This window comes from Paenibacillus dokdonensis (assembly GCF_004916975.1).
Lineage (GTDB): Bacteria > Bacillota > Bacilli > Paenibacillales > Paenibacillaceae > Paenibacillus_AQ > Paenibacillus_AQ dokdonensis.
Genome location: NZ_STGQ01000002.1, coordinates 1,071,075 through 1,092,575 on the forward strand (window position 1 = coordinate 1,071,075; position 21,501 = coordinate 1,092,575).

12 protein-coding genes and 1 riboswitch are annotated in these 21,501 nt (G+C 50.6%); of the genes, 11 read left to right on the forward strand and 1 reads right to left on the reverse strand.

Going from position 1 to position 21,501, the window contains the following annotated elements:
• Nucleotides 1-246 precede the first annotated feature (246 nt).
• From E6W40_RS22785 to E6W40_RS22815, 7 genes are all read left to right on the forward strand, one after another.
• On the forward strand, nucleotides 247-2,025 hold the full coding sequence (locus E6W40_RS22785) for a vWA domain-containing protein (protein ID WP_136607849.1): 1,779 nt from the start codon (nucleotides 247-249) through the stop codon (nucleotides 2,023-2,025).
• A 57-nt stretch (nucleotides 2,026-2,082) separates the two neighbouring features.
• A complete protein-coding gene (locus E6W40_RS22790) occupies nucleotides 2,083-5,472 on the forward strand; it encodes a tubulin-like doman-containing protein (protein ID WP_136607850.1) in 3,390 nt (1,129 codons plus the stop codon).
• Between the two features lie 2 nt (nucleotides 5,473-5,474).
• Nucleotides 5,475-7,910, forward strand: coding sequence for a transcription initiation factor TFIID (locus E6W40_RS22795; protein WP_136607851.1), 2,436 nt, complete (start codon nucleotides 5,475-5,477; stop codon nucleotides 7,908-7,910).
• A gap of 43 nt (nucleotides 7,911-7,953) precedes the next feature.
• Nucleotides 7,954-9,234 (forward strand): vWA domain-containing protein, encoded by a 1,281-nt coding sequence (locus E6W40_RS22800; RefSeq protein WP_136607852.1) that lies wholly within the window; start codon nucleotides 7,954-7,956, stop codon nucleotides 9,232-9,234.
• A 19-nt stretch (nucleotides 9,235-9,253) separates the two neighbouring features.
• The gene (locus E6W40_RS22805) at nucleotides 9,254-9,898 is read left to right on the forward strand and encodes a beta-mannanase (protein ID WP_136607853.1); all 645 of its coding nucleotides are present in this window, start codon (nucleotides 9,254-9,256) and stop codon (nucleotides 9,896-9,898) included.
• A gap of 773 nt (nucleotides 9,899-10,671) precedes the next feature.
• A complete protein-coding gene (locus E6W40_RS22810; RefSeq protein ID WP_136607854.1) occupies nucleotides 10,672-11,934 on the forward strand; it encodes a hypothetical protein in 1,263 nt (420 codons plus the stop codon).
• Nucleotides 11,934-15,062, forward strand: a complete 3,129-nt coding sequence (locus tag E6W40_RS22815) for a GAP1-N2 domain-containing protein (protein ID WP_246073172.1) — start codon at nucleotides 11,934-11,936, stop codon at nucleotides 15,060-15,062. The genes E6W40_RS22810 and E6W40_RS22815 overlap by 1 nt, the downstream gene beginning before the upstream one ends.
• A 67-nt stretch (nucleotides 15,063-15,129) precedes the next feature.
• Here E6W40_RS22815 and E6W40_RS22820 read toward each other — a convergent pair whose 3' ends face one another.
• On the reverse strand, nucleotides 15,130-15,537 hold the full coding sequence (locus E6W40_RS22820; protein WP_136607856.1) for a VOC family protein: 408 nt from the start codon (nucleotides 15,535-15,537) through the stop codon (nucleotides 15,130-15,132).
• Nucleotides 15,538-15,818: 281 nt separating this feature from the next.
• Nucleotides 15,819-15,918, forward strand: a riboswitch (purine riboswitch).
• Between the two features lie 63 nt (nucleotides 15,919-15,981).
• Here E6W40_RS22820 and E6W40_RS22825 point away from each other — a divergent pair.
• From E6W40_RS22825 to E6W40_RS22840, 4 genes are all read left to right on the forward strand, one after another.
• The gene (locus E6W40_RS22825) at nucleotides 15,982-17,412 is read left to right on the forward strand and encodes an NAD(P)/FAD-dependent oxidoreductase (RefSeq protein ID WP_136607857.1); all 1,431 of its coding nucleotides are present in this window, start codon (nucleotides 15,982-15,984) and stop codon (nucleotides 17,410-17,412) included.
• 248 nt (nucleotides 17,413-17,660) lie between these two features.
• Entirely contained in the window at nucleotides 17,661-18,686 is a 1,026-nt protein-coding gene (locus E6W40_RS22830; RefSeq protein WP_136607858.1) for an NHL repeat-containing protein, read from the forward strand.
• 179 nt (nucleotides 18,687-18,865) lie between these two features.
• Nucleotides 18,866-19,180, forward strand: coding sequence for a stalk domain-containing protein (locus tag E6W40_RS22835; protein ID WP_136607859.1), 315 nt, complete (start codon nucleotides 18,866-18,868; stop codon nucleotides 19,178-19,180).
• Between the two features lie 19 nt (nucleotides 19,181-19,199).
• Nucleotides 19,200-21,473 (forward strand): FecR domain-containing protein, encoded by a 2,274-nt coding sequence (locus E6W40_RS22840; RefSeq protein WP_136607860.1) that lies wholly within the window; start codon nucleotides 19,200-19,202, stop codon nucleotides 21,471-21,473.
• Nucleotides 21,474-21,501: the final 28 nt, after the last annotated feature.

Here is a 21,501-nt window from a genome sequence, read left to right on the forward strand (position 1 = left end):
TCCTATAAGGAGCACGGAGGCTGCGATCATTGAACTTTGCCGGCTTTAATTATATCATAATATAAAAGTATTGGGAGTTTTTAGTCGGCTGTGTGTACCCGCTGCTCATCATATGGAAAATGTTAAAAATGCTTCTTGGATGTAATTTTATCGTTTCTTAAGAAATTCTTAAGACTTTTTTCCTAGAGTATAATGAAAGCTTATGAAAATCAGTTCAATTTAATAGAGAAGGAGTATCGAAATTCTATGCTTCATAAAAATAAAATAGCACTATGTCTTCTGCTGGTTGTCCTGTTGATCCTGCCGCTAAGCGGCAAAGGGGTCTCCGCCGCGGCTGCGCAGCAGTCCTCTCATATCGACGCCGTGCTGGTTATGGACGCAAGTAACTCCATGAAAGCCAGTGACCCGAACCAGATCAGCGGCGAAGCGATGAAAATGTTCATCGACATGCTCTCGACGCGGGGAGACAAGGTAGGAATCGTCTCCTATACCGATAAAATCCAGCGGGAGAAGGCACTGCTGGAAATTCAGTCCGATGCGGACAAAACCGATCTCAAGCAGTTCATTGACCAGCTTGACCGCGGGGCATATACGGATATTTCCGTAGGCGTCAAGGAAGCGGTTAAGGTGTTGAAGCAGGGGGCCGAAAAGGGCCACGAGCCGATGATCGTCGTCTTGGCGGATGGCAATAATGCACTCGATCCGAAATCGGGCAGAACAGAGTCGCAGGCCGATCAGGAGCTCAGTCAATCTGTGCAGGAGGCGAAAGCGGATGGGATTCCGATTTATACCATCGGCCTGAATGCGGACGGCAAGCTGAATAAGAATGCGCTGGCGAAACTCTCGGATCAGACCGGGGGCAAATCCTTCTCGACCAGTTCAGCGGATGACCTGCCGCAAATTCTGAGTGAGATTTTCGCGAGTCACCAGAAGCTCAAGATTGTGCCTGTGACCGCAATTACTGCTAACGGCAGCTATCAGGAAGTGACGATAAACGTACCCAATGCGAACGTGCTGGAAGCGAATATTTCGATGATTTCCTCCAGTCCCGTTGATGTGAAGCTGACCGATCCGTCGGGGAAGGAACAGCAGATTCCATCAGCGAATGTGCTCCGTTCCAAATCGAAGACCTATTCCCTGCTTAAGCTGCTAAAGCCCGAGCAGGGCGATTGGAAGCTGCAGGTGAAGGGTGTTCCAAAGGATAAAATCGACATTAATCTGATCTTTAACTATGATCTTGAGCTGGACATGGATCCGCTGCCCTCTACTACGGTGAAGAAAGGCGATTCCATCGACATCAATGCCTATCTTGTCAGCAACGGCCAGAAGCTGCAGAATAACGGGCTTTACAATAACATGAGTGCGAAGCTGATTGTCAAGGATCTCGATTCCGGAGATACGAAGGAAGTGAAGCTGACGAATAAAGGAGACCATTTTGTAGGCTCCTACACCGTGGAAGAGAAGCATCAGTACGAGCTGAGAGCCCGTGCCGAGGACAAAAGCTTTTACCGGGAAACCAAGCCGGTGACGATCAGTGCGAAAACTGCTGGTGCGGGAAGCACGCAGACACCCGCACCAAGCAAGGAAGATAAGAAACCATTTCCTGTATGGCCCGTAGTGATTGGAGTCATTGCTCTCGCGGCATTGGCAGCTGCAGCCTACTTTATTCTTGGAGCGTTCCGAAAGGCGAATAAAGGCTTTGTCGGCCAAATGGTGGTGGAAATCCGCGACGAAAACACCGGGGAGAAAACATATCCGCAGTATAAAAGGTTGACTGCCTTCAAAGGCAAGTTCAATCTGCATCAGCTGCTCCAGCTGGCACCGGAGCTGAAAGAAACAGATAAGGTCATCTTTACGCCAGGAAAAAATGATCGCTTGATGATAAAGAACGGCTCAGCCTGCATGGTTGAGAAATCGGGCCGGGCGGTGGATGCCTCCCGCGGAGCCGAGCTGAAAAGCGGCGACCGTCTCAGCGTGTCGCTGCCGCAGGTGGATAAGACGATATTAATCGAATACTTGGTTTAAGTGCTGTACTGAACATTCGGATATAAGAACCTAGAGATCTACTCAGGAGGGGAAACTATGAAACCGGTAGTAAGAGAACATATACAGCAGCTTGATGTATCACTTGGCGGAGGAATTGTCAGCGAGAAGATTCGGGTCGACACGATCGACAACCCGATTCTCATTATTGGCCTTGGAGGTACGGGCATCGATGCGCTGCTTCGTCTGAAATACCAGATTAACCGTCGCTTTAAGCTGCCTGAGGATCCACTCTCCAAAAAGAAAATGGAGAAGCCGTCCAACGTGGAGTTCCTGGCTTTTGAAACGAACGAGCAGGACCGGAACAAGCGCTATAAAGGCGTTGGACTGGACTCTATCAATGAATTTGTGCTACTCTCCAATGCGGAAATCGGCGGCCTGCTGCAGAACCGCAGCATTTTGGAGCCATATGTTACAGACTGGCTGTCTCCGGAGCTCAGCATTACCGACGGCATGAACGGCGCGGCCGGCGTGCGTCAGGCGGGACGATTGCTTCTGTTCACCAAGATCAATCAGGTGGTGCAGGCCATCGATAAAAAGATTAAAACCTTGTCCGTAGGCACCAACAAAAAGCTGATGGTGTTTCTGCTGACGGGTCTGTCCGGTGGTACGGGCAGCGGCTGCTTCCTCGATATCGCCTATATCGTACGCGGTATTATCGAACGCGACCACGGCTCGGCAGGGATTGACCGCGTCAATACGCTCGGCTACTTGTTTACGCCGGATGTGAACCTGTCGAACAAGAGTCTGAGCGAGCATACGCGCGAATACATTAAGAAAAACGGCTATGCCGCGCTGAAAGAGCTTGACTACTGGATGAACGTGGATGCCCGCAGCGAGCGCTTCAAGCAGCAGTACGGCAATATTTTGAGCGTGAACTCACCGCTTCCGCCATTTAATCTGTGTCATTTGATCTCGGCAACGAACACCGAAGGCAAGCTGCTGGAGAACGCGTATGACTACTGCATGAACGTAACCGCAGAGAATATCACGAACTTTATGGCCAGCGAGGAAAAACAGTCGGGCGAAGAATTCGCGATCCATGACTATATCAGCAACATTCGTACGAATATTGCACAGATGAATAAGGCGTATCCGGCGAACTATGATTACAACATTATCGGGGCATCCTCCGCGGTGCTGCCCATTGAAGAAATGACGACTTATCTGGCATTCCGCCTGTTCGGCAAAATGGAAACGATGTTCGAGAAGGCGCCAAGCCAGGAGGATGTGGAGAAATTCGCCCGCAAGCTGGGCATTGATCTCGACACGATGATGAAGACCTTCGAATCGCGCGTGCCTGAGCCGCTGCCGGGTTATCAGAACAGTGAACGTCTGAGTTACACCAACGTCGTGAAAAATCAGGTCATCAACATGGACACGGAGCTGGAACAAAACTTCTTGGCTCGTGCCCGTGAAGAATACATCAAGGCGAAGAAGCAGCTTCCGGGCGAAGTCGTGGAGCAGTTCAGCGATCAGATCCGCCGTATTTTCCTGCATCCGGAACAAGGGCCGTTCTATGTATCGCGCCTGCTGTATACGGAAAAGGGCTTCTGTCTCCTGAAAATGCTGCTGTCCTACATCGAAGCGCTGCGTGAGAATCTGACCCGCATTCCGCGTGACATTGAAGCGGCAAGAGAGCAGGCGAACGACCGGCTTGGTGATGCGAAGAGCGCTTTTGTATCCAAGGACAAAAAGAAGAACGTCTACATTGAGGCCAAAATTAATGAGTACTGGCTGTTGGCGGATGTGGAGCGTACAGAGCAGATGATCGAGTTCTACGAAGATCTGTATGATCTTTTGAACCAGGAAAACAACCGCATTTATAATGTATATACCGAAATTCTGAACGCTCTGAACGCGATTTTCGCCAAAAACGGAGATATTCTCTTGAGCGGCGAAGAACAGCAGGATCATAAAGGCAACAAAACCTACTACTGGAACATTGTCAGCGTGCCCGATATTTCCAAGGTTATCAACAAGATGATGGAGCAGAAGGACGTGGAGGACTTGATCCGCGACTTTTCCCAAGAGCTGCTGCAGCACTCCAATCAGTGGATCAAAGAACAGGAAATCGACATCATCAGCTCGATCTCGGATTTCCTGACAGAGAAATTTGGAGATCTGATTACGAAATCCATGGAGGATTTCCTGATCATGAAGTTCGGACAGGAGGAGTCCATCGAGAAGTTCGTGGAACGCAATATTGCCAGCAAGCTGGATGAGGAGGCCGTACCGGTATTCCATCTCAGCAACAGCGCGGGCAACCTGTACTTCCCTTCATGGGGTTTTGTGTCTGTACCGGTTCAAGCTCCAAGCATTCTGAAGGGGATCCGGAACTACCAGAACAATTCCGTCGGCAAATCGCATTTCACCGTGAAGGAAAGCGAAGTGAAAAACCGGATTTTCTGGCTGAATACGAAAAACGGGGTGCCGCTCTTCGTCTACACACCGCTGAAGGTGTTCGAAGAAAGCTACGAGCGCACCATTCTCGACAAGGAAGGCATTGGACGTCACCTGGTGCAAACCGACCGTGCGAACTGGACGTATCTGCCTTCACCAATTCCGGAAAAATCCTGGGGCGAAACTTACGTCAATCCGCGGGTTCAAGGCTACAATGCCCGTGTCCGTTCGGAATTCGAACAGGCATTTACCTACAAGATTATTGTGCAAAAGGATATCGACCAGAATACGAGCAACCGCTATGCAGTGATTCATACCAAGCCGTTTGATCTGAATGATGTTCTGCGCGCTTATGATATGCAGCTGAACACAGCCAAGCCGAATCTGGGCGAAGTGAAGCGTGCTGCAACCGAATTGAAGCGTCTGCTTGAAGGCGGACTGGAAAGAGAGAGCACGAAGGATATCTTCGGCAGTATCAACGAAGAGTTGGCGAAGGAAAATCTGATCCGTTCACCGGAGCAGATTACGCGCGTTCGCGCCGAGCTGGCCAAGTATCAGACGATTGCAGCCAAGCTGCAGGAGCTGGATATGGTCATCAGCCAGAACCAGGACGAAGAGAAATGGCTGGATCATTTCATTGAAGCGATGTACACCGGCACGATTACCAAAAAGGGCGCGCTGTATGTATATGATCGGGATCCTGAAGAGGAGTCCTGGGAGCCCTTTGCGAACCTTATGAAGAGCGTCAATTACGTGGAGTACGAGGTTTATAAGCATTTCCGCGGATTGGATGAGAAGAGCCGGAGCACTCTGCTGCGTAAAGCTGCCCGCCGTGATCATGATATGACGGCTTCCGAGGATATTTCGGCGCTGCTTTCCAAGCTGGAAGAACTGGCTGAAACGTTCCTTGATGCGCGTGACCGCCTGGAATATGAGAAGGTTGAGCTGGCGGACGGGGAGGAACGTCATCAGTTTTACAAGCAGGTGTCTTCCAAATTAAATGACATTCGCAGAAGGTTGAAATAACGATGGACCAATTACTGGAACGGTTTGCCGCAGGCTATGCCGCCGATCAGGATAAGCTGTCAGGCAAGGGGGATGACCAGAGCAGTATCCATTACCCGGCCGTGTTTCTCTTCATCGGCGATAAGGCGGCGGGTGCGATCGAACCCATGATGAGCATTAACCAGAAAAAATGGGATAATAGCGCCGGCGTGATGTACTTTCATGTCGGAACAGGGGCGGCCTATGGCGATTCCGGGCAGCCTCATTCTCCCGCAGGAACAGGCAGCTCCAGATTGTATAACAGGGAAGGTTCTGCAGAGTCGGCACAGCGGCTGAGCCGCTTTGTCCTTACCTCTGCTCCGGCTGAGGGGGATGCCAAATCACTGCGGAAGGAACTGTATCAGTCCTTTTACCGCGATGAGCAGCAGCTCTATGGGCTTAACCGCGCACTGCGGCAGCTCAGCTACGATATAGCGGACTACGGCCGGCTGTATTCGTCGTTTGACCGTATACATCTCTCTGTCATTACGCGGGTCGACGACCCGCTTAATGTGTTCATAACGGAAATTTCGCTGCTTGCCGAGTCTATTTTCAGCCAGTCTTTCAAATCGGTCCAGATGGATTTATATGTGCTGATCAGCGAACGGGAGCAAATGGAGGCTTTCGGATACGGCAGCTCGGCAGGGGTTGCCTTTTTAAGAGAACTCGAACTGATGCAAAGTCCTGATTTTAACTTCTCAGCCCGGCTGCATGTCACGGAGGACGGCCTGTCCATACCAGTGACGCATCAGCCAGCCCCATTGTTTGATCTGGTATATGTGCTTTCCGACAAAAACGAGCGGGGTATTTCGGCAGCTGGCGGCCTGCGTGATAACTATGAAATCATTTGCCATCTGAGCCTGTTGAAGAACCGCAAGCAGAAGGAAAGTCATTACGACATGAACAGCGGAGGATATAACAACACCTCTTTCAAAAATAATATCATGACCGAATCCGGACGGCAGGGTTATATTTCTGCCGGATTCTCCCGAGTGAAGCGTCCGAATGAATCTATTGCCCACGCGGTGCTGTATCATTTGTACAGCGGTTTGCTGCAGCGGATGAAAAATCTGCCGGAGTGGGGAATGAAGGAGAAAATGTCGTTCTTCGGCCTGGATCAGGCTGCCGTATCGGAGAGAGCAGGGAGACTTGTGCCTGACAGCACTAAAATCACGGAAATGACCGGTATGATGACACATCCGGTAAGCTACGCTTCTTTGAAGCGGATGACCTTGCGCGAGGCGGAAGAAGCACTCTTCGGCGGAGGCTCTGAGGCTTACTTCCAGGGCAACTATGTGCAGGATACCGCGCATAAGCTTCAGCAGATGGAAGCCGGAGAGGAGCTGCGGGCATTGATTCGCCGCCGTCTGCGCGAGCCTTCCGGGATCGGTATTTTCGGAATTGCGGAATGGACCGATGAGAAGAATGGCGCGGGGAGTGTACTCGAAGCGATACAGAGCCGCATTCGCGATCTGTCGGCTCATTTGGATTCTGAGCGATCACAGCTGGCGGGTTACTACGAGGAACGAGTCGAGGAGCAGCCATTTCCGAAGCGGCCGCTGATGGAGAAGCATAATGTCCGCAGTTTTATCCGTTACTTCTTTGAAACGGTGTATCAGCGGAAGCTGGAACTCCTCCTGCTTGAAACCGAACTCAAGCTGTATCGCCGTTACGAGTCGGAGCTTGTAAGGATTCATGTGGAGTATAAGCATAAGGCGCTGGAGCTGACGGAGCTGCAGAGTACGATCCTGAATGCAGCCCGAGCGAGCATCCGGACGGCCGACGATTACATCGGGCAGAACATTATGGAATATTACGGCGTGGTCACAGAAGAACTGATGCGTGAGCTAGAATCCCGGCGTGGTGCCGATATCTTTTTCGAGGAACGGTTTATGGGAAGCTTCACTGAGCTTCTGGATGAAGGCAGGGAACGGATACTGGCACGGCTGATCGAGGTATGCCGGAGGGAACTGCTTGATGCGGAAGCTTTTGACCAGACCTTTGAAGAAGAGCTGCTGAACCGTGCGAATGTCACCACGGAATACAGCAACAGACAGGTTCTGCCGAAGGAAGAGCTGTTCAAAAAGCTGTACCGGACCCTGGAGGAGAATGCGGTCATCAATGCGCGTCTCCTTGAATATACGCAGGAGCACCGTTATGAAGAGAAATATTTCTTCGGCGATGCGGAAAGCGAATTTATAAGATATGCGTCAACTGCAGACGAGACCTCCCGCATATACAAGCTGGGCGTCGTTCATGAGAAGCGAAGCAGCGGCGTGGAGAAGCTGAACATCATGGGCGGGTTTCACTTGGAGGATCTGATGTATTACCGCAATGGCAGGGTATACTATGAAACGTATGTCCAGAACGGCTACGAATTTCATGGTATTGAGGCTGAACGGCTGCCGGAGCTAAGGTGAGTGAAGCTAGCTCCTATCCCATTTTGGAAAGGAAATATGTCATATGCAGCGAAAATTGAATTTGCTCCTGCTGCTCTTCAGTCTGATCGGGGGCGCCATCGGCTTTGGAGTCTCGGAAGTCATTCTGGACAAGTGGGGCGGAGAATGGCCTTGGATCGTGGTGATCGGCCTTTATTTTGGCCTGGTAGCCTTGTTTATCGGGTTATCCTGTCTGGTTGCCGAGATGATCTCGCCGCGGCTGAATGGCCCCTCATGGAGACAGCGCTATACGGGAACCTCGTGGAAGCTGCTTGTGCCGGCTACACTGGTGATGCTGTTCGTGGTTGGCCTGGGTCTGGAATTCGTGTACGAAATAAATGCCGGCGGGGCGAAGCCGGTCAAGGATATTGCACTTGTCATTGATAACTCAGGCAGCATGCAGGAGACGGATCCGGACAATGGGCGCTACACAGCAGCCAAGAGCATGATCAGCCGGATGGACAGCGACAACCGGGTCGCCGTTATGGTCTTCAGCGATCAGACAAATCTGCTGCAGCCTTTTATGCAGGTGAAGAACCAGGCGGCAAAGGATAAGATCCTGGGAGAAATTGATGCGCTGGAAGCAACGGATGGCGGGACCGATATCAGCCGGGCTTTATCGGAAACGATGCAGCATATTCAGGACAAAGGGGATGCGGGACGTGGGACGATGGTTGTTCTGCTCTCCGACGGCTTTAGTGATGTTGATCTGAATTCGGCGCTCGCGTTGTATAAGCAAAAGAATGTCCAGGTGAATACAATTGGCCTGAGCCTAGTGCAGTCGGACGGTTCCAGCTTGCTGAAATCCATCGCGCAGGAAACCGGCGGACAATATTACGATGTGCAGAATGCGGGCGACTTATCAGTGGTCTTTCAGAAAATCTATCAGGATACGGGTGAGCGCACGCTCATCACCGAGCGGACAGGACCTACGCAGAACAGCCCGGTTTACATGATTCTTCGGATTGCGGCGCTGGCACTGATTGGCGCAGGTATTGGCCTCGCGTTGGGACTAATCTTTGATAACCGATATCTGGCTCGCAGCTTTGGAGTTGGCGGCGTGGTTTCAGGACTTCTTGCAGGCTTGCTGCTGGAGTTCGGATTATCCGGTGAGGGCTGGAGCGATGCGGTCATCCGCCTCTTAGCCTGCCTTGTGCTCGCGGGTGTGCTTGCTCTATTCACAGCAATCATTCCGGTGAAGGAAAACGGCAAGCTGGCGAGCGGCCTGCAGCGTCCCGGCTCAGCCGGACGCGCACATGACGGATTTTCAGGACGATCGAAGGATAACAGCAGCAGAGGATTTTAACACGGGAGGCGAATGAAGGATGCGGTTTATTGATGCGGATATAAGCTCACTGCTCATTCGTGGTGTCACCCATCAGCTGGATGGAGACCGCTGCACACTCCGCTGGCGCTGGCCGGAGGATATTTCGGCGGTCTACATCGAGCGCAATATTGCGGGAGAAGAGCCGATGTCTGACATCCAAAGACCGAATATGAGCAAGCTGAAGCTGTATACCCGCAACGAGTATAAAGCCGGCAATGGATATCATGACCGGATCGATGGAGTCGGCAAGGTTGTTTATACGATATACGGGTCAACCGATACGGAGGACGGTCCGGTGCTGATCCGTCAGCATGACGGGCAGAACCGGAAAGAGTTCAGCACCGGCAAAGCTAAGGTGTGGTTCTCCATCCGTCAGAAGAGCGGCTGGCTGCAGAAATACAAATCGGTGCAGATCAAGGTAACGACGGAGATTCCCATTCCGAAGGAAGCTCTCTGCTACGTCAAGAAGGAAGGCGGATATCCGGCGAATAAAGATGACGGCACCATGTATCCGTTTGTCACTGATTTCGAGGCCGGACGCAATGTACTGCCCATCATCGAGGTGGGGAAAAACGATTATGTGCGGCTGTTCTTCACTGACGGGAAAAGGTATGGGCAGTTGTATGAGCTGGTGCCGGAGTGAGCGAGTGCTCTGTTGAAATCGCGCTATCGGGAGAGCACCGCTCCGAATGCGGATCATTCTTTCGATCGCTGTTGCCCTTGGATTCCTATTATTGAAGGGGAAATAATAGGAATCCAAGGAAAGCCTATGCTTCCGATGTAGCTTTCCGTTGGAAAGCTTTTAGGCGAACGCTCCGCTTCTTTAGAACGATTCCGCCTTCTCCGCTGAAGCCAATTATCGGTAATAACGCGATTTCAAAGGAAGCACGCTACTCCTAAGGGATGTGTATCTAGGAAAGGCTGATTCTAAATTGAATCAGCGTCCTATCTAATTGCTTTCAATTCGAGAGATTTCGAATTTTAACGAGAGCTTTTCGGAAGGATGGATAGATAGTCATGAAGATGAAGGATAGAGTTTGTCTGATGAGGCATAGCTAGTCCATAATTAAACCAGGGTCTTTAAGGAAATCATCCTTGTAAGTTCTATCAAATTTATAATAACGAGTCGGTTCTGAGACTCGTTCAAAGATACCACAACCAAATGCATAGCGAAGCGGAGGGGACGGAATCGTTCTGAAGAAACGTAGTTGTCGCCTAAAAGCTTTCCGGAGGAAAGCTCACTTCGGAAGCATAAGCTTTGTCATCGGATTTTTACCTTGTAAAAATTAATCAAAAAAATCTGATGACAACAGCGATCGGAAGAATGATCCGTCACCGCAGCACAGCGGACGGAACGATTCCGTCTCCGCAGCGCCTCCTATGCATAACCCACTTCTAAGGGGGAAGAAAGAAATCATGGGCATTTTTGATATGTTCAAAAAGAAACAAATCGCTGAGCCAAGGCCGCTTTTTTACGATATTGTATGTCCGTACTGCTTCAGCAAATTTGCTCCGGACGAGGTTGTTTTCCGCGCGGCACACAGCCGGGAAGACGATGAAGATTACGCACTCCAGGAAGACGAGCCGCTTAATCGCTACCGCGAACGTTTTGGCCTCGACTCGGTGTACGACATGGAAGCCATTTTGCGTCCAGGCGACATTCCAGAGGAGCATCATGTTTACTCCGACCATGTGCTGGTCGGCTTGAATGATCGCTACGGTGTCGTTACGCGCCATCGTTTGTGCCCGAGATGCCATAACGAGCTTCCGGTCACGTCGGGCAAGGTGCCGAGCAATATCATTTCCATCATCGGCGCGTCCCAGGTGGGCAAATCGGTGTATATGACGTCATTGATTCATACGCTTCAACATTCGACTGCGGACCATTTCAATGCGGCCTGTATGCCGCTGAATGCTGAGATCAGCCGGAAATTCCGTACAATGTACGAGGAACCGCTGTTTGAGCGGGGAGATCTGCTGGCTTCAACGCAGAAGGAAAGAATGCAGGAGCCTTTTATTTTCCAGTTCGTGTTCAAGGATGAGACGAAACCGCCGCTGACGCTGGTCTTTTTCGATGTCGCCGGCGAAGGCATGGTTGATGAGGATTACCTCGGCCTGCATGGCCAGCATATCAAGAACTCTGCGGGTATTCTGTTTATGGTCGATCCGCTGCAAATCCGCTCTATCCGTGACAAAATCCGCATTCAAATGGGAGATGAACCCGGTGAATGGGTGTCGCAGTATGACGAACCACGTGATGTGGTGCTGACGATGTTTGGCGATTTTATCGCTTATGAGGATAAGGGGAAAACCGACATTCCCACCGCTGTGGTGCTGACCAAAAGCGATATGCTCCACTCCCTGAAGGATGAGGAAGGCGAGTATATCAAGTCGAACAGTAACGTGTTCAACAATATGGTGCATCGCAGAGCTCTGAATTTGACTGAATTTGAAAATATCGACGGTGAAATCCGCCGCTTCATTGAAAAGGTAGACCGACCGTTCAAAGGCACGATGGATGTCTATTTTTCCGATACGGCATATTTCGCGGTGTCTGCGCTCGGCAGCAATCCTACCAATCAGAAAATGCAATCCGTGGTCAGTCCAATCCGCGTGGATGAACCGTTTATTTGGCTGATGTATAAGCTGAAGTACATTGAGGGGAGAGACGAAGTGTGATGTTAACCCCGAATATGATCCAGCAGCAGATGTATACACGTGAGCGGCGCGGCATTTTCCGTTCAACGGAAGGCTTCGACACCATTGCCCGCTCGCCGGGACTGGATCACGCTTATATCAAAAAAGTACTGCATCCATTCTGCCAATATGATGCTCCTGCAGAGCTTACGGCACGTACGGAAAAAGAGGGACAGGAGTACCCGGATGCCCTGCATGTGGTTCACACGGAGGCCGGCGAGACGATCGTGGGCCGGAGTGTGTATCAGCCGGCGGACTTTACCGGGCTGCGCAGCGCCTTTTTTACACATAACTATGTCATTCCTGCCGACTTCAAGGATTCACCGGAGACGGATTACCGCTCCTGGCTGAATGCTGCCTTCGCAGAACGGTATGATATTGAGCAGGGGATGGAGCTTCCGGAGCTGCCTGCGATCCCGTCCAAGGAACGCGGCGGGAATTTCACCAGGGATGAGGCGCTGGGACTGCTGCAGGAGCTTAAGATGGATGAGCAGGTGTTCAAACAGCTTTTGTTCGCGGCGATGGCTTCGGTGTCCGGCAAGAAAAAAGTATATATCGTATTGGATGTGGACATTGAGCAGCTGTCTGAAAAAGCCAAGCAGCTGTTGACACTGCTTTTTGCCAGCCTGCCATACGGTGTCCGCCGTCAGCTTGGGTTCCTGACCTATGCGAAAGAGCCGCAGAGCAAAAAAGGCATTCAGATCATGTTCGTAGAGAAAGGAAGCCTGCGCCTGAATGACCGCAGCATCGAGAAGGATTTTCTGTTCGAGCTGGCGGCAGGACGGGTATTCAATGCGGATCTGGACTGGGGCGACCAGCCGTATCTGGATTTTGCATGGGACAACCTTGGCAATCCGGAACGTACTGAGCGCTTTTACGAGTTCGCAGCCCGTATGCTCAAAGACATGGAACCGATCCGTCAAATTTCGATTGCCAGCTATCATGAGCTCGCGGTGCTTTTCCAGATTGAGGAGGGCAATGCAAAGCTGTATGAACCGAATAAGCTGGCTGTGCTCCGCGGAATGCTGGATTATTTGTCGCCTGCGGGAGCCCTCCCCTCGAAAATGCGCCTGAATGATCTATTTTTGGCGAGCTTCGATCTGGAATTTGATAGTGTCAAACAAGGGGAGATTCCAGAGCTTGAGGTCATGGAATGCATCAAGGACTATTACCGGGTCGATAAAAAACATAGCGAACGAAAAATTGTGGAATATTTTATACGGACCTTGAATAATGCCATTTCCAAAAACCGCAAGGATCTGCTGCCGGCGATCTATGCAATGATTGAGAGTGATGCGGAGCTGAGTCAGGCCTTTTTCAGCAGAGTGCTGGCAAGCCCCGGTCTCCCGAAGCTGCTGTATGATCCTTATATCGAAAACCGCCTGAAGAAAGCGCCAAAGGCACGGGATGTTGTGGAGCTGCTGAACCGTTGGGTAGTTAACCATCCGGTTGTTCTTGACAGCGACTTCTTCACCAAGCTTGCGGAGACGCAGATGGCCGATAAGCTCCGTAAAGAAGCCGAACCTGTCAAAGCGGTTAATCAGCTGCTGGATCAGCTGGACAAGCTGGATCAGGATCCGCAGCGCGGCTTTTCGTTAGTCGAAGGCGGTTCGCGGTTTGTGGACAGGCTGATGTATGCGGCTAACTTGTTCCTGCTAAAGGATATTCAGGTGGATAAGCTTACAAAAGAACAGCTGCTGCAAATCGGTTTTCTGAACAATCCGAAGGAGTTCCGTACCTGGGTGTCCCGTTTTGACTCCCGTACCCGATCCAAGGGAGAGGTAATGCTGGCGGCGTACCAGTGGTTTTCGAATCCGCATCCTGAGCTTTCCGTGCTAAAGGGACTGGCACCCGCGGAGCGGGACGAGGTGCAGCAGCTTGGGCAAAGCTGGCTTCGTAAGGAAGTGGGAGCTTCCCGTTTTGAAAGCATCACCATGGCCTTTTACTATGATGTGGATACCGAGGCCGTAGATTACAGCGGGCTGATGGAGTTCATGCACAAGCATGCTCCGAATCCGGAAACGGTGTACGAGTTTATTCAGTGGTCGGCGTCACAGCCGGCATTTGTTCGTCCACGCGGTCTTGTCCCGGCCTATGCGACAGCCATCGTGAATTATTTTAAAAATTACGATAACCATGCATTCAAAAATAAAGAGAATGTCCGGAAATATTTCGATACCGCCGCTCCCGTCCTGAAGCCGGTCTATGCTAAAGTGAAAAACGAGCAGGCTTCACCGCTAGTTAGGTTTCTGCGGGGCAACCCGAAAGTGTTCAGGCTCAGCTCCGTGCTGATGTTGATAATTGTCGTGGTTGGAGGCATGCTGCTCGTCCTTAAGGCAAACGGTGGATTCATCAAGGAACCGGTAGAGAAGCCTGTGGATGCTGTGAAGCCGCCTGTTGCAGTTACGCCGCAGAAAGAGCCGGAGATTGTAAAAGAAGTGCCGGTATTAACATCCAAAACGCTTAAAAACGCTGATAAAACCAGGGTGACCCAGCTGACGTTCCATTTTAAGGAGCCGGCGTCCTGCCGTGATTTTACGGCCGGTGAAGTGACGATTATGGGAAAAGACGGTAGTATCATTCTGGAGATACCATCGCCTGCATTTGATCATAAATGTGCTGCGGATCCGGTTCAGGATCAGGGTAAGGGAACAGATGCTGGAACAGATGCGACAACGAGGCAAAACGGCAGCAGTACGACAGATGGTACGGCAGGCAGTACCGGCACTGCGGATACCGCAGGCAAAAGCGATACAAGCGGAGCCGGTAAATCAGATGACAGTAAGGATTCAGGGACTACTGGAGATGGGACTGCCGGTATTTCGGGAAGTGGTGGTTCTGAAGGTTCCGAAACCAGCAGTGCAGCTGACTACACCAGCTCGGTCAATCTTAAACTCATCAAAAAGCTCGATCTGACCAAAGTAGATAAGGTGCTGGTGGATAATGTGCCTTATGTGATCATACCGGAGGACCAACTGGGTAAGACGACGCCTCCGGCAGATAGCACACAAGACACTACGCAGAATACCACAGAAGGTGACTCGCTGAACGGTACTCAGAATACACAAAGCAGCGATCAAAGCAGCACACAGGATACCGGTAAAAAATAATATTTTAAAATTACTGATTCGGAGTGTCCTTCATCCAGGTATGGGTGAGGACACTCCTTTTTGTATTTTACGCCTTCATCTGCGGTGAATCGGGATGCAGCTCCATAAACTCAATCCGGTTTCCGTCAGGATCCTTCGCCCAGCACTGCCAGTTATGGTCCTTGCCCTGCAAGGGTTCCACATCGAGTGGCACGCCGCTGTTTTTCAAATGAGCAGCGATTTCATTGATGCTTTCAACCTCAAGGCACAGATGGGAGAAACCGATCGGATGGGCTATTTTCTGCGGTTTATTTTGGCCGCCATAAAAGAGCTCGATAAACTGGCCATCGCTTACCTTAATATACTCAATCCAGGGATTGCCTTGATCATCTTCGATAGAGAATGCCTTTTTGAAGCCGAGGATGCCGCAGTAAAAGTTCAGGGACTGCTCCATATCAGCCACGTCAAATGCCAGATGCCCAATTCGTTTGATCATTTGGATAACCTCCCGTTAATTTCCGCGAAATGAAAACGCAGCGTTTATTTGGTAACGCCTTCATCGTAATCAAGGTTGGGTTATTTTTCAATATAATTCATAGGGTTTATGTAAGCCGACAGATAATTGAGTGGAAAGGACGTTTCAGTTAATGTTCGGTTTCTGAGCGTAATATTGTAATATATGAAATGATAAACGTTTAAAAATTTGTAAAATACGAATTATTTATAATATATTGATTGACACATTCGTATTTATTCGATAAACTTACCACTGTTGTTGATTATATAAAGATGATTGTTCGTATATCCTCATTGATATGGTGTGAGGGTTTCTACAAGAGACCGTAAATCTCTGGCTACGAATAGGCTGCTTTTGGCATACCTATTCATTTGTCAGGGATTTTTTTGTGCAAACTACTCATTATTTTTCGGGAGGGTCACGATGAACAAATATGATGTCATTGTCGTTGGAGCCGGTCCAGCCGGTATTTTCGCCTGTTATGAATTTGTGCTGAAGGCACCGCATCTGAAGGTGCTGCTCGTGGATAAAGGACATGATATTTATCGCCGCAGCTGTCCGATTCTAGAGGACAAAATAAAACTCTGTCCGCCTGCAGGAGGCCGTAAAGAATTCGCAGGATGCATGCCAGCATGCTCGATAACGGCCGGTTTTGGTGGCGCAGGGGCATACAGTGACGGGAAATTCAACATTACGACCGAATTCGGCGGCTGGCTGACGGATTATTTATCGCCTTCCAAGGTCATAGATTTGATCCGTTACGTAGATGCCCTTAACCTGGAGCATGGCGCGACGACGAACATCACCGACCCGACAACGGATGTCATCCGCGGTATTGAGCAGCGCGGCTATGCTGCCGGACTTAAGCTGCTGCGGGCACAGGTGCGGCATCTGGGCACCGAGCAGAATCAGGAGATCCTGAAATCGATATATGAATATTTGAAAACCCGCATCGATATGATGTTCAAAGCCGAAGTCGAGGATATTGTGACGACCAAAGACGGCAGCACGCATACGGTGCACGGCATTTTGCTTAAAAATGGGGAGAGTTACGAAGCGGAACGGGTGATGATTGCGCCGGGCCGGGACGGTTCGGGCTGGCTTACCTCGATTCTTAAGAAACGCCGCCTGAAAATGTACAATAATCAGGTGGATGTGGGCGTTCGCGTGGAAACCTCAGATGTGGTCATGCGGGAAATCAACGAGCATCTGTATGAAGGAAAGTTCATCTTCAACACCTCGGTGGGAACAAGAGTCAGAACCTTTTGCAGCAATCCATCCGGTCATGTGGTGGTGGAAAACCATACGGGAGCGATGGCTGCTAACGGCCATTCCTTTAAGGATCCGGCGCTTGGATCATCCAATACGAACTTTGCCCTGCTGGTCTCGCATAAGTTCACGGAGCCTTTTGACAAGCCCAATGAATATGCGCGCGAGATTTGCAAAAGAGCCAATGACCTGTCAAATGGCGGGATTATTGTTCAGAAGTATGGGGATATCCTGCGCGGCAGACGATCCACGGAAGCGCGGATCCGCGAAGGCTTTCTAGAGCCGACACTGAAGGAGGCTGTGCCGGGGGATCTGGGGCTTGTACTGCCTTACAATACGATGAAGAGCCTTGTCGAAATGATGCAGGCGCTCGATCAGGTGACGCCGGGGATTGCCTCGGAGCATACGTTATTTTATGGTGTGGAGGCAAAGTTCTACTCGGCTCGTCCGAAGCTGTCGGAGACGCTGGAGACGGAAATCCGCGGACTGTATTGCGGCGGTGACGGCGCGGGAATTACACGGGGTCTGGCGCAGGCGGGTGCAGCGGGCGTTTGGATTGCGCGTGGGATGATAGACTCAATGTAATCTGTAAAAATATGATCAAGACCGGTAAACGGGAAGTCCGCTTGGAGCCAAGCGGGCTTTTTTTTTGTATCGAAGCATGCCTAATCTTTTCCTATGCGCGGTATAAGCCTGAGATGTCAAAAGAACAAACTTTAGTTGGTTTAATATACGAAGATTAATATATTAAAATGATTTTATATCGAAATGTGGGATTTTCTTCTAGCATTTTGAGCAAAAACATCGAAACATGCTGAAACGGAGGAATATCATTGCGTAGCCATAAAAAAATATTTGCCGCGTCCTTATCGCTGCTTATGGCACTAAGTATACCGGTGTATGCCTATGGAGAAGGCAGCCGCCCAGAGGGTTTGCTTACCGAGGTGAGGACCGTGCCGGATCTTCCAACAGTACCGGGAACAGGCAGCGGACTGGATTTGATCCCCCATGAATGGCGAATGACGGAGCGTTCCTTGATGAGACCGGACGGAAGCGTGCTGCTAACGGATGCGGTCCATCATGTCATCTGGAAAGTCAAAGACGGGATGAAGTCGGTATTCGCCGGACTGGAGATTCCACTCGGATATGATGGAACCGATCGGCCGCTTGGTGCCTACCTCGATGGAGCAACCGGCAAGTCTTTTTTCGATAGACCCGTTGGAATCGCTGCCGATGAGGCAGGCAATGTGTATGTTGCCGATTCAGGCAATCATGTCATCCGCAAAATCGATACGCAGGGAAAAGTGACAACGGTAGCGGGCAATGGTGTATTGGGCTTTGCCGACGGAAAAGGTGCTGAAGCGCGGTTTGATACTCCGGAGGATGTAGCCGTAGCCAAGGATGGTACGATCTATGTCGCCGACACCATGAATCATGCCATCCGAAAAGTGACTGCGGCGGGTGAAGTCCGCACGCTGAACACTGTTTCTGACCGGGCTGTCGAAGTATATCCGGGAGTGGTGTCCGCTGCCGGGAGCTATAGGGATGGGCCTATGGCCCAGGCTCTGTTCAATGAACCATCGGGACTGGCTCTCGACGACAAGGGGAATTTGTATGTCAGCGATACCGGCAATCAGGTCATACGATATATTGATTTTGGTTCAGGCAAGGTCTCAACGGTCGCTGGAAAAGTCCATTCAGAATATACACGAAGCACCAAAATGCTGTATGCCGATGGCGGTTACCAGGATGGTCCTACGCAGCTGGCTGAATTCCGTTTTCCCAAAGGACTTGCCTGGTCCTCAAGGCTGCAGCAGCTGTATGTGGCCGATTCCCAGAACGGTGTTATTCGCGCGTAATAAAAGGCAACTCGGTATACACGCTGCTCGGATCGCTTCAGGGCGAAACGGGCAAAACGGACGGGACTGAAAAAAGCGCAAAGCTGGATCATCCGGAAGGAGTCAGCGTCAATCCTGACGGTTCCAGTGGATGGATCACGGGTGATGGGACGCGTACTTGGAAGCTGGCCGAGCTGCCAGTGGGGCGTCCGGATCGCGCAATCGCTGCAGCTTATGGATCAAGCTGGTTAACGGTCCAGCCGGAGATGAAGCATGGGCAGATCATGACACCTCTTCGTGAGACGGCAGAGGAATTGGGTTTTACGGTAACGTCAATTACGAAAAGTACGGTGGAACTGCGGCAGAATGGACGGCAAGTACAATTCAAACTGCCTGAAAGCATATATAACCGTGACAATCTGCTGTATGTCCCGCTGCATCTGCTGGCAGAAAGCCTGGGCAGGGATGTGCAGTGGCTCCAGAAACAGCAGGTCATTATGATTCGGGACAAATAAACGGAAACGGAGGACCGAAATGAAAAAGAATCGTTTAACCTTTAAAATTACAGGCTCCTTGGCAGCGCTCCTGCTGGGGCTGTCATCGGCCGCAGGCGCAGCATCCGCTGCGGATACTGGCAACCGCTCCATCGTGATTAGCGAAATCAAGGGCACTGCCTATATCAGTCATGGCGGTACGAAACAGATCCGCGCATACAAAGGCATGGAGCTTAGAACAGGAGACCGGATTGTCAGCGGCATTGGAGGCATTACTTTATCCATCCCCGATGAGGGGGATCAAATCACGCTTGGGGATAACAGCGAGCTTAATGTTGTGCTGTTGAATGCCTCCAACGGACACACAGCGACCAAACTTCAGCTGGTGCGCGGAGAGGCCTATGCAGATGTGCATGATCTCAGGCAATCCCGGGATTTCTTCGAGCTCAGTCCTTCAGACCGGAGGCTCGAAGTCAAAGGGACGCATTTTTATGTGGGCGTGGATCCTTTAACCGGGCAATCGACGGTATTCGTTGCGGCCGGAACCGTAAATGCAGCACCACAAGGCAATTCGGCCAGCAGCGAAGAGTCTTCAACGCTCCTGTATCCCGGCCAGCAGCTTGCACCCATTTCCGGTTCGGAGTCAGGTAATCCGGAGACTGCGATCTCGGATATCTCCCAATTCATATCCAATGCTTCGCCGGAAGTCATTGAAGCTCTCATCCGAAGTAAAGGAGAGATTGATAAGGAGAATGATGATTTCATTAACAAAATGAAGAAGGGGCTTGAACAGTCCGGTGGTCCTTCTGATCTTTCAGAACAAATCAAAAAACTTGAGGAGTTACAGAAGGTACAGCAAAACCTGAATACGCTAGTCTCCGATATTGCCAAACAGGCATTAGGAAGCAATAAACTCTCTGAATCGGAGCTGGAAAAGGCCATACAAGAAGCAAACCGTAATTCCTCTGATTCAACCAAACCGATAAATCTGAATCCAGGCTCTGCATTGAATCCATCCAAGGATGCATTTGATGAAGTCAGCAAAAGGCAGCAGGAGGCGATAAGGCAAAAGCAGCAAGAAGCGGCAAGGCAAGAGGAAGAGAGGGATGAACAGAAAAAGCGCCAGCAGGAAGAGCTGAGTAAAAAGCTGCAGGACCAGCTAGATAAACTCAATGAGATGAAAAGGAAGCTGGATGAAGCGAATCAAAAAGCCCAGGAAGACAAAGACCGTAAGGCTGGAGAAGACTACGGAAAACAACTGACAGATGAACAGAAAGAGCAGCTCAAGAAGGATCAGGACCAACGTCAACAGGATCAGGACCGGATGGAGACTCCCAAACCGGCAAGTGCACAGCAGCCCCCGGCTTCCTCAGGATCTGGATCTTCCGCAGGAGGAACAGTATCGAACCCGAACCCGCCACTTGAGCCCCCTGTTCAGCCTCCGGTAACTCCTCCAGTGAAGCCGCCCGTCAATCCGCCGGTTGAACCACCAGTGGATTCCACGGAGTTCGTTCTTAATTTTCAAGAGGATCCTACGGGAGATAGGCTGGCCGGAGAAGACCACTCTCTGAATTTTAAACTTCGTTCGGAAAAGCAGGATCCGCAGACGCCTGTTAAGATAAAGGTGACATATACTCCGGATAAAGAGATGAGCTTTGACGGAATCGCATACTACTATGGGTATAAGGATTATTCTTCCACAGGGAATTTCGTAAATCGCAGCGTCACGCTCGATGCTGGTGAAGGGACCCCGTTTACGCTGCAGGAACTTTCCGTAAATCCAATCTCTTTGCGCACGATTTGGATGAAGCCTGCAAAATACACCATAACCGTAGAGCTCATTCAGGCCGGGGAGACGCAGAAGTCTCTGGGAACCTATACACGCTCGTTTAACGTTATATCCGGGTATCCAGCTGTTACCGGAACACATGGAAGCCATGTAGAGCAGCTATTGGAGCCACCTGCTGTGGCGGATCCGTTGAAGCTGAGACTGCAGCTGAGCCTTCAGAAGCTCGAAGAGGGCGGCAGCGCAGCTCTTGGACAGCATTTTAAGCTATATTACCACGGCCAGCTTGTCGGGGACGGAGAGACGAACGGTGACGGGATCGCTAAACTGCATGGTCAGGCGAATGAAGTACCCGATGTTTCAGAAGAAGGATTTAAGCTTGTATGGCTGGGTGCAGAGTCTGGGGAATATAACATGACGGGTCAATGGTCGATGGTTAATGGAACAGGCGAAGATGAAGAGCAGGAAAATATAAATTCCCCTTTCCATTATCATTATTCCATTACTGCTCCTGAATTCGGCTCTTAATGTTTTGATTTTTACTGCGTTTGAATAT

Bases quoted from the DNA above. Each gene is read 5' to 3' on its own strand.
- E6W40_RS22790 (WP_136607850.1), top strand. From the start codon at position 2,083: ATGAAACCGGTAGTAAGAGAACATATACAGCAGCTTGATGTATCACTT.
- E6W40_RS22785 (WP_136607849.1), top strand. From the start codon at position 247: ATGCTTCATAAAAATAAAATAGCACTATGTCTTCTGCTGGTTGTCCTG.
- E6W40_RS22800 (WP_136607852.1), top strand. From the start codon at position 7,954: ATGCAGCGAAAATTGAATTTGCTCCTGCTGCTCTTCAGTCTGATCGGG.
- E6W40_RS22795 (WP_136607851.1), top strand. From the start codon at position 5,475: ATGGACCAATTACTGGAACGGTTTGCCGCAGGCTATGCCGCCGATCAG.
- E6W40_RS22825 (WP_136607857.1), top strand. From the start codon at position 15,982: ATGAACAAATATGATGTCATTGTCGTTGGAGCCGGTCCAGCCGGTATT.
- E6W40_RS22810 (WP_136607854.1), top strand. From the start codon at position 10,672: ATGGGCATTTTTGATATGTTCAAAAAGAAACAAATCGCTGAGCCAAGG.
- E6W40_RS22815 (WP_246073172.1), top strand. From the start codon at position 11,934: ATGTTAACCCCGAATATGATCCAGCAGCAGATGTATACACGTGAGCGG.
- E6W40_RS22840 (WP_136607860.1), top strand. From the start codon at position 19,200: ATGAAAAAGAATCGTTTAACCTTTAAAATTACAGGCTCCTTGGCAGCG.
- E6W40_RS22805 (WP_136607853.1), top strand. From the start codon at position 9,254: ATGCGGTTTATTGATGCGGATATAAGCTCACTGCTCATTCGTGGTGTC.
- E6W40_RS22820 (WP_136607856.1), bottom strand. From the start codon at position 15,537: ATGATCAAACGAATTGGGCATCTGGCATTTGACGTGGCTGATATGGAG.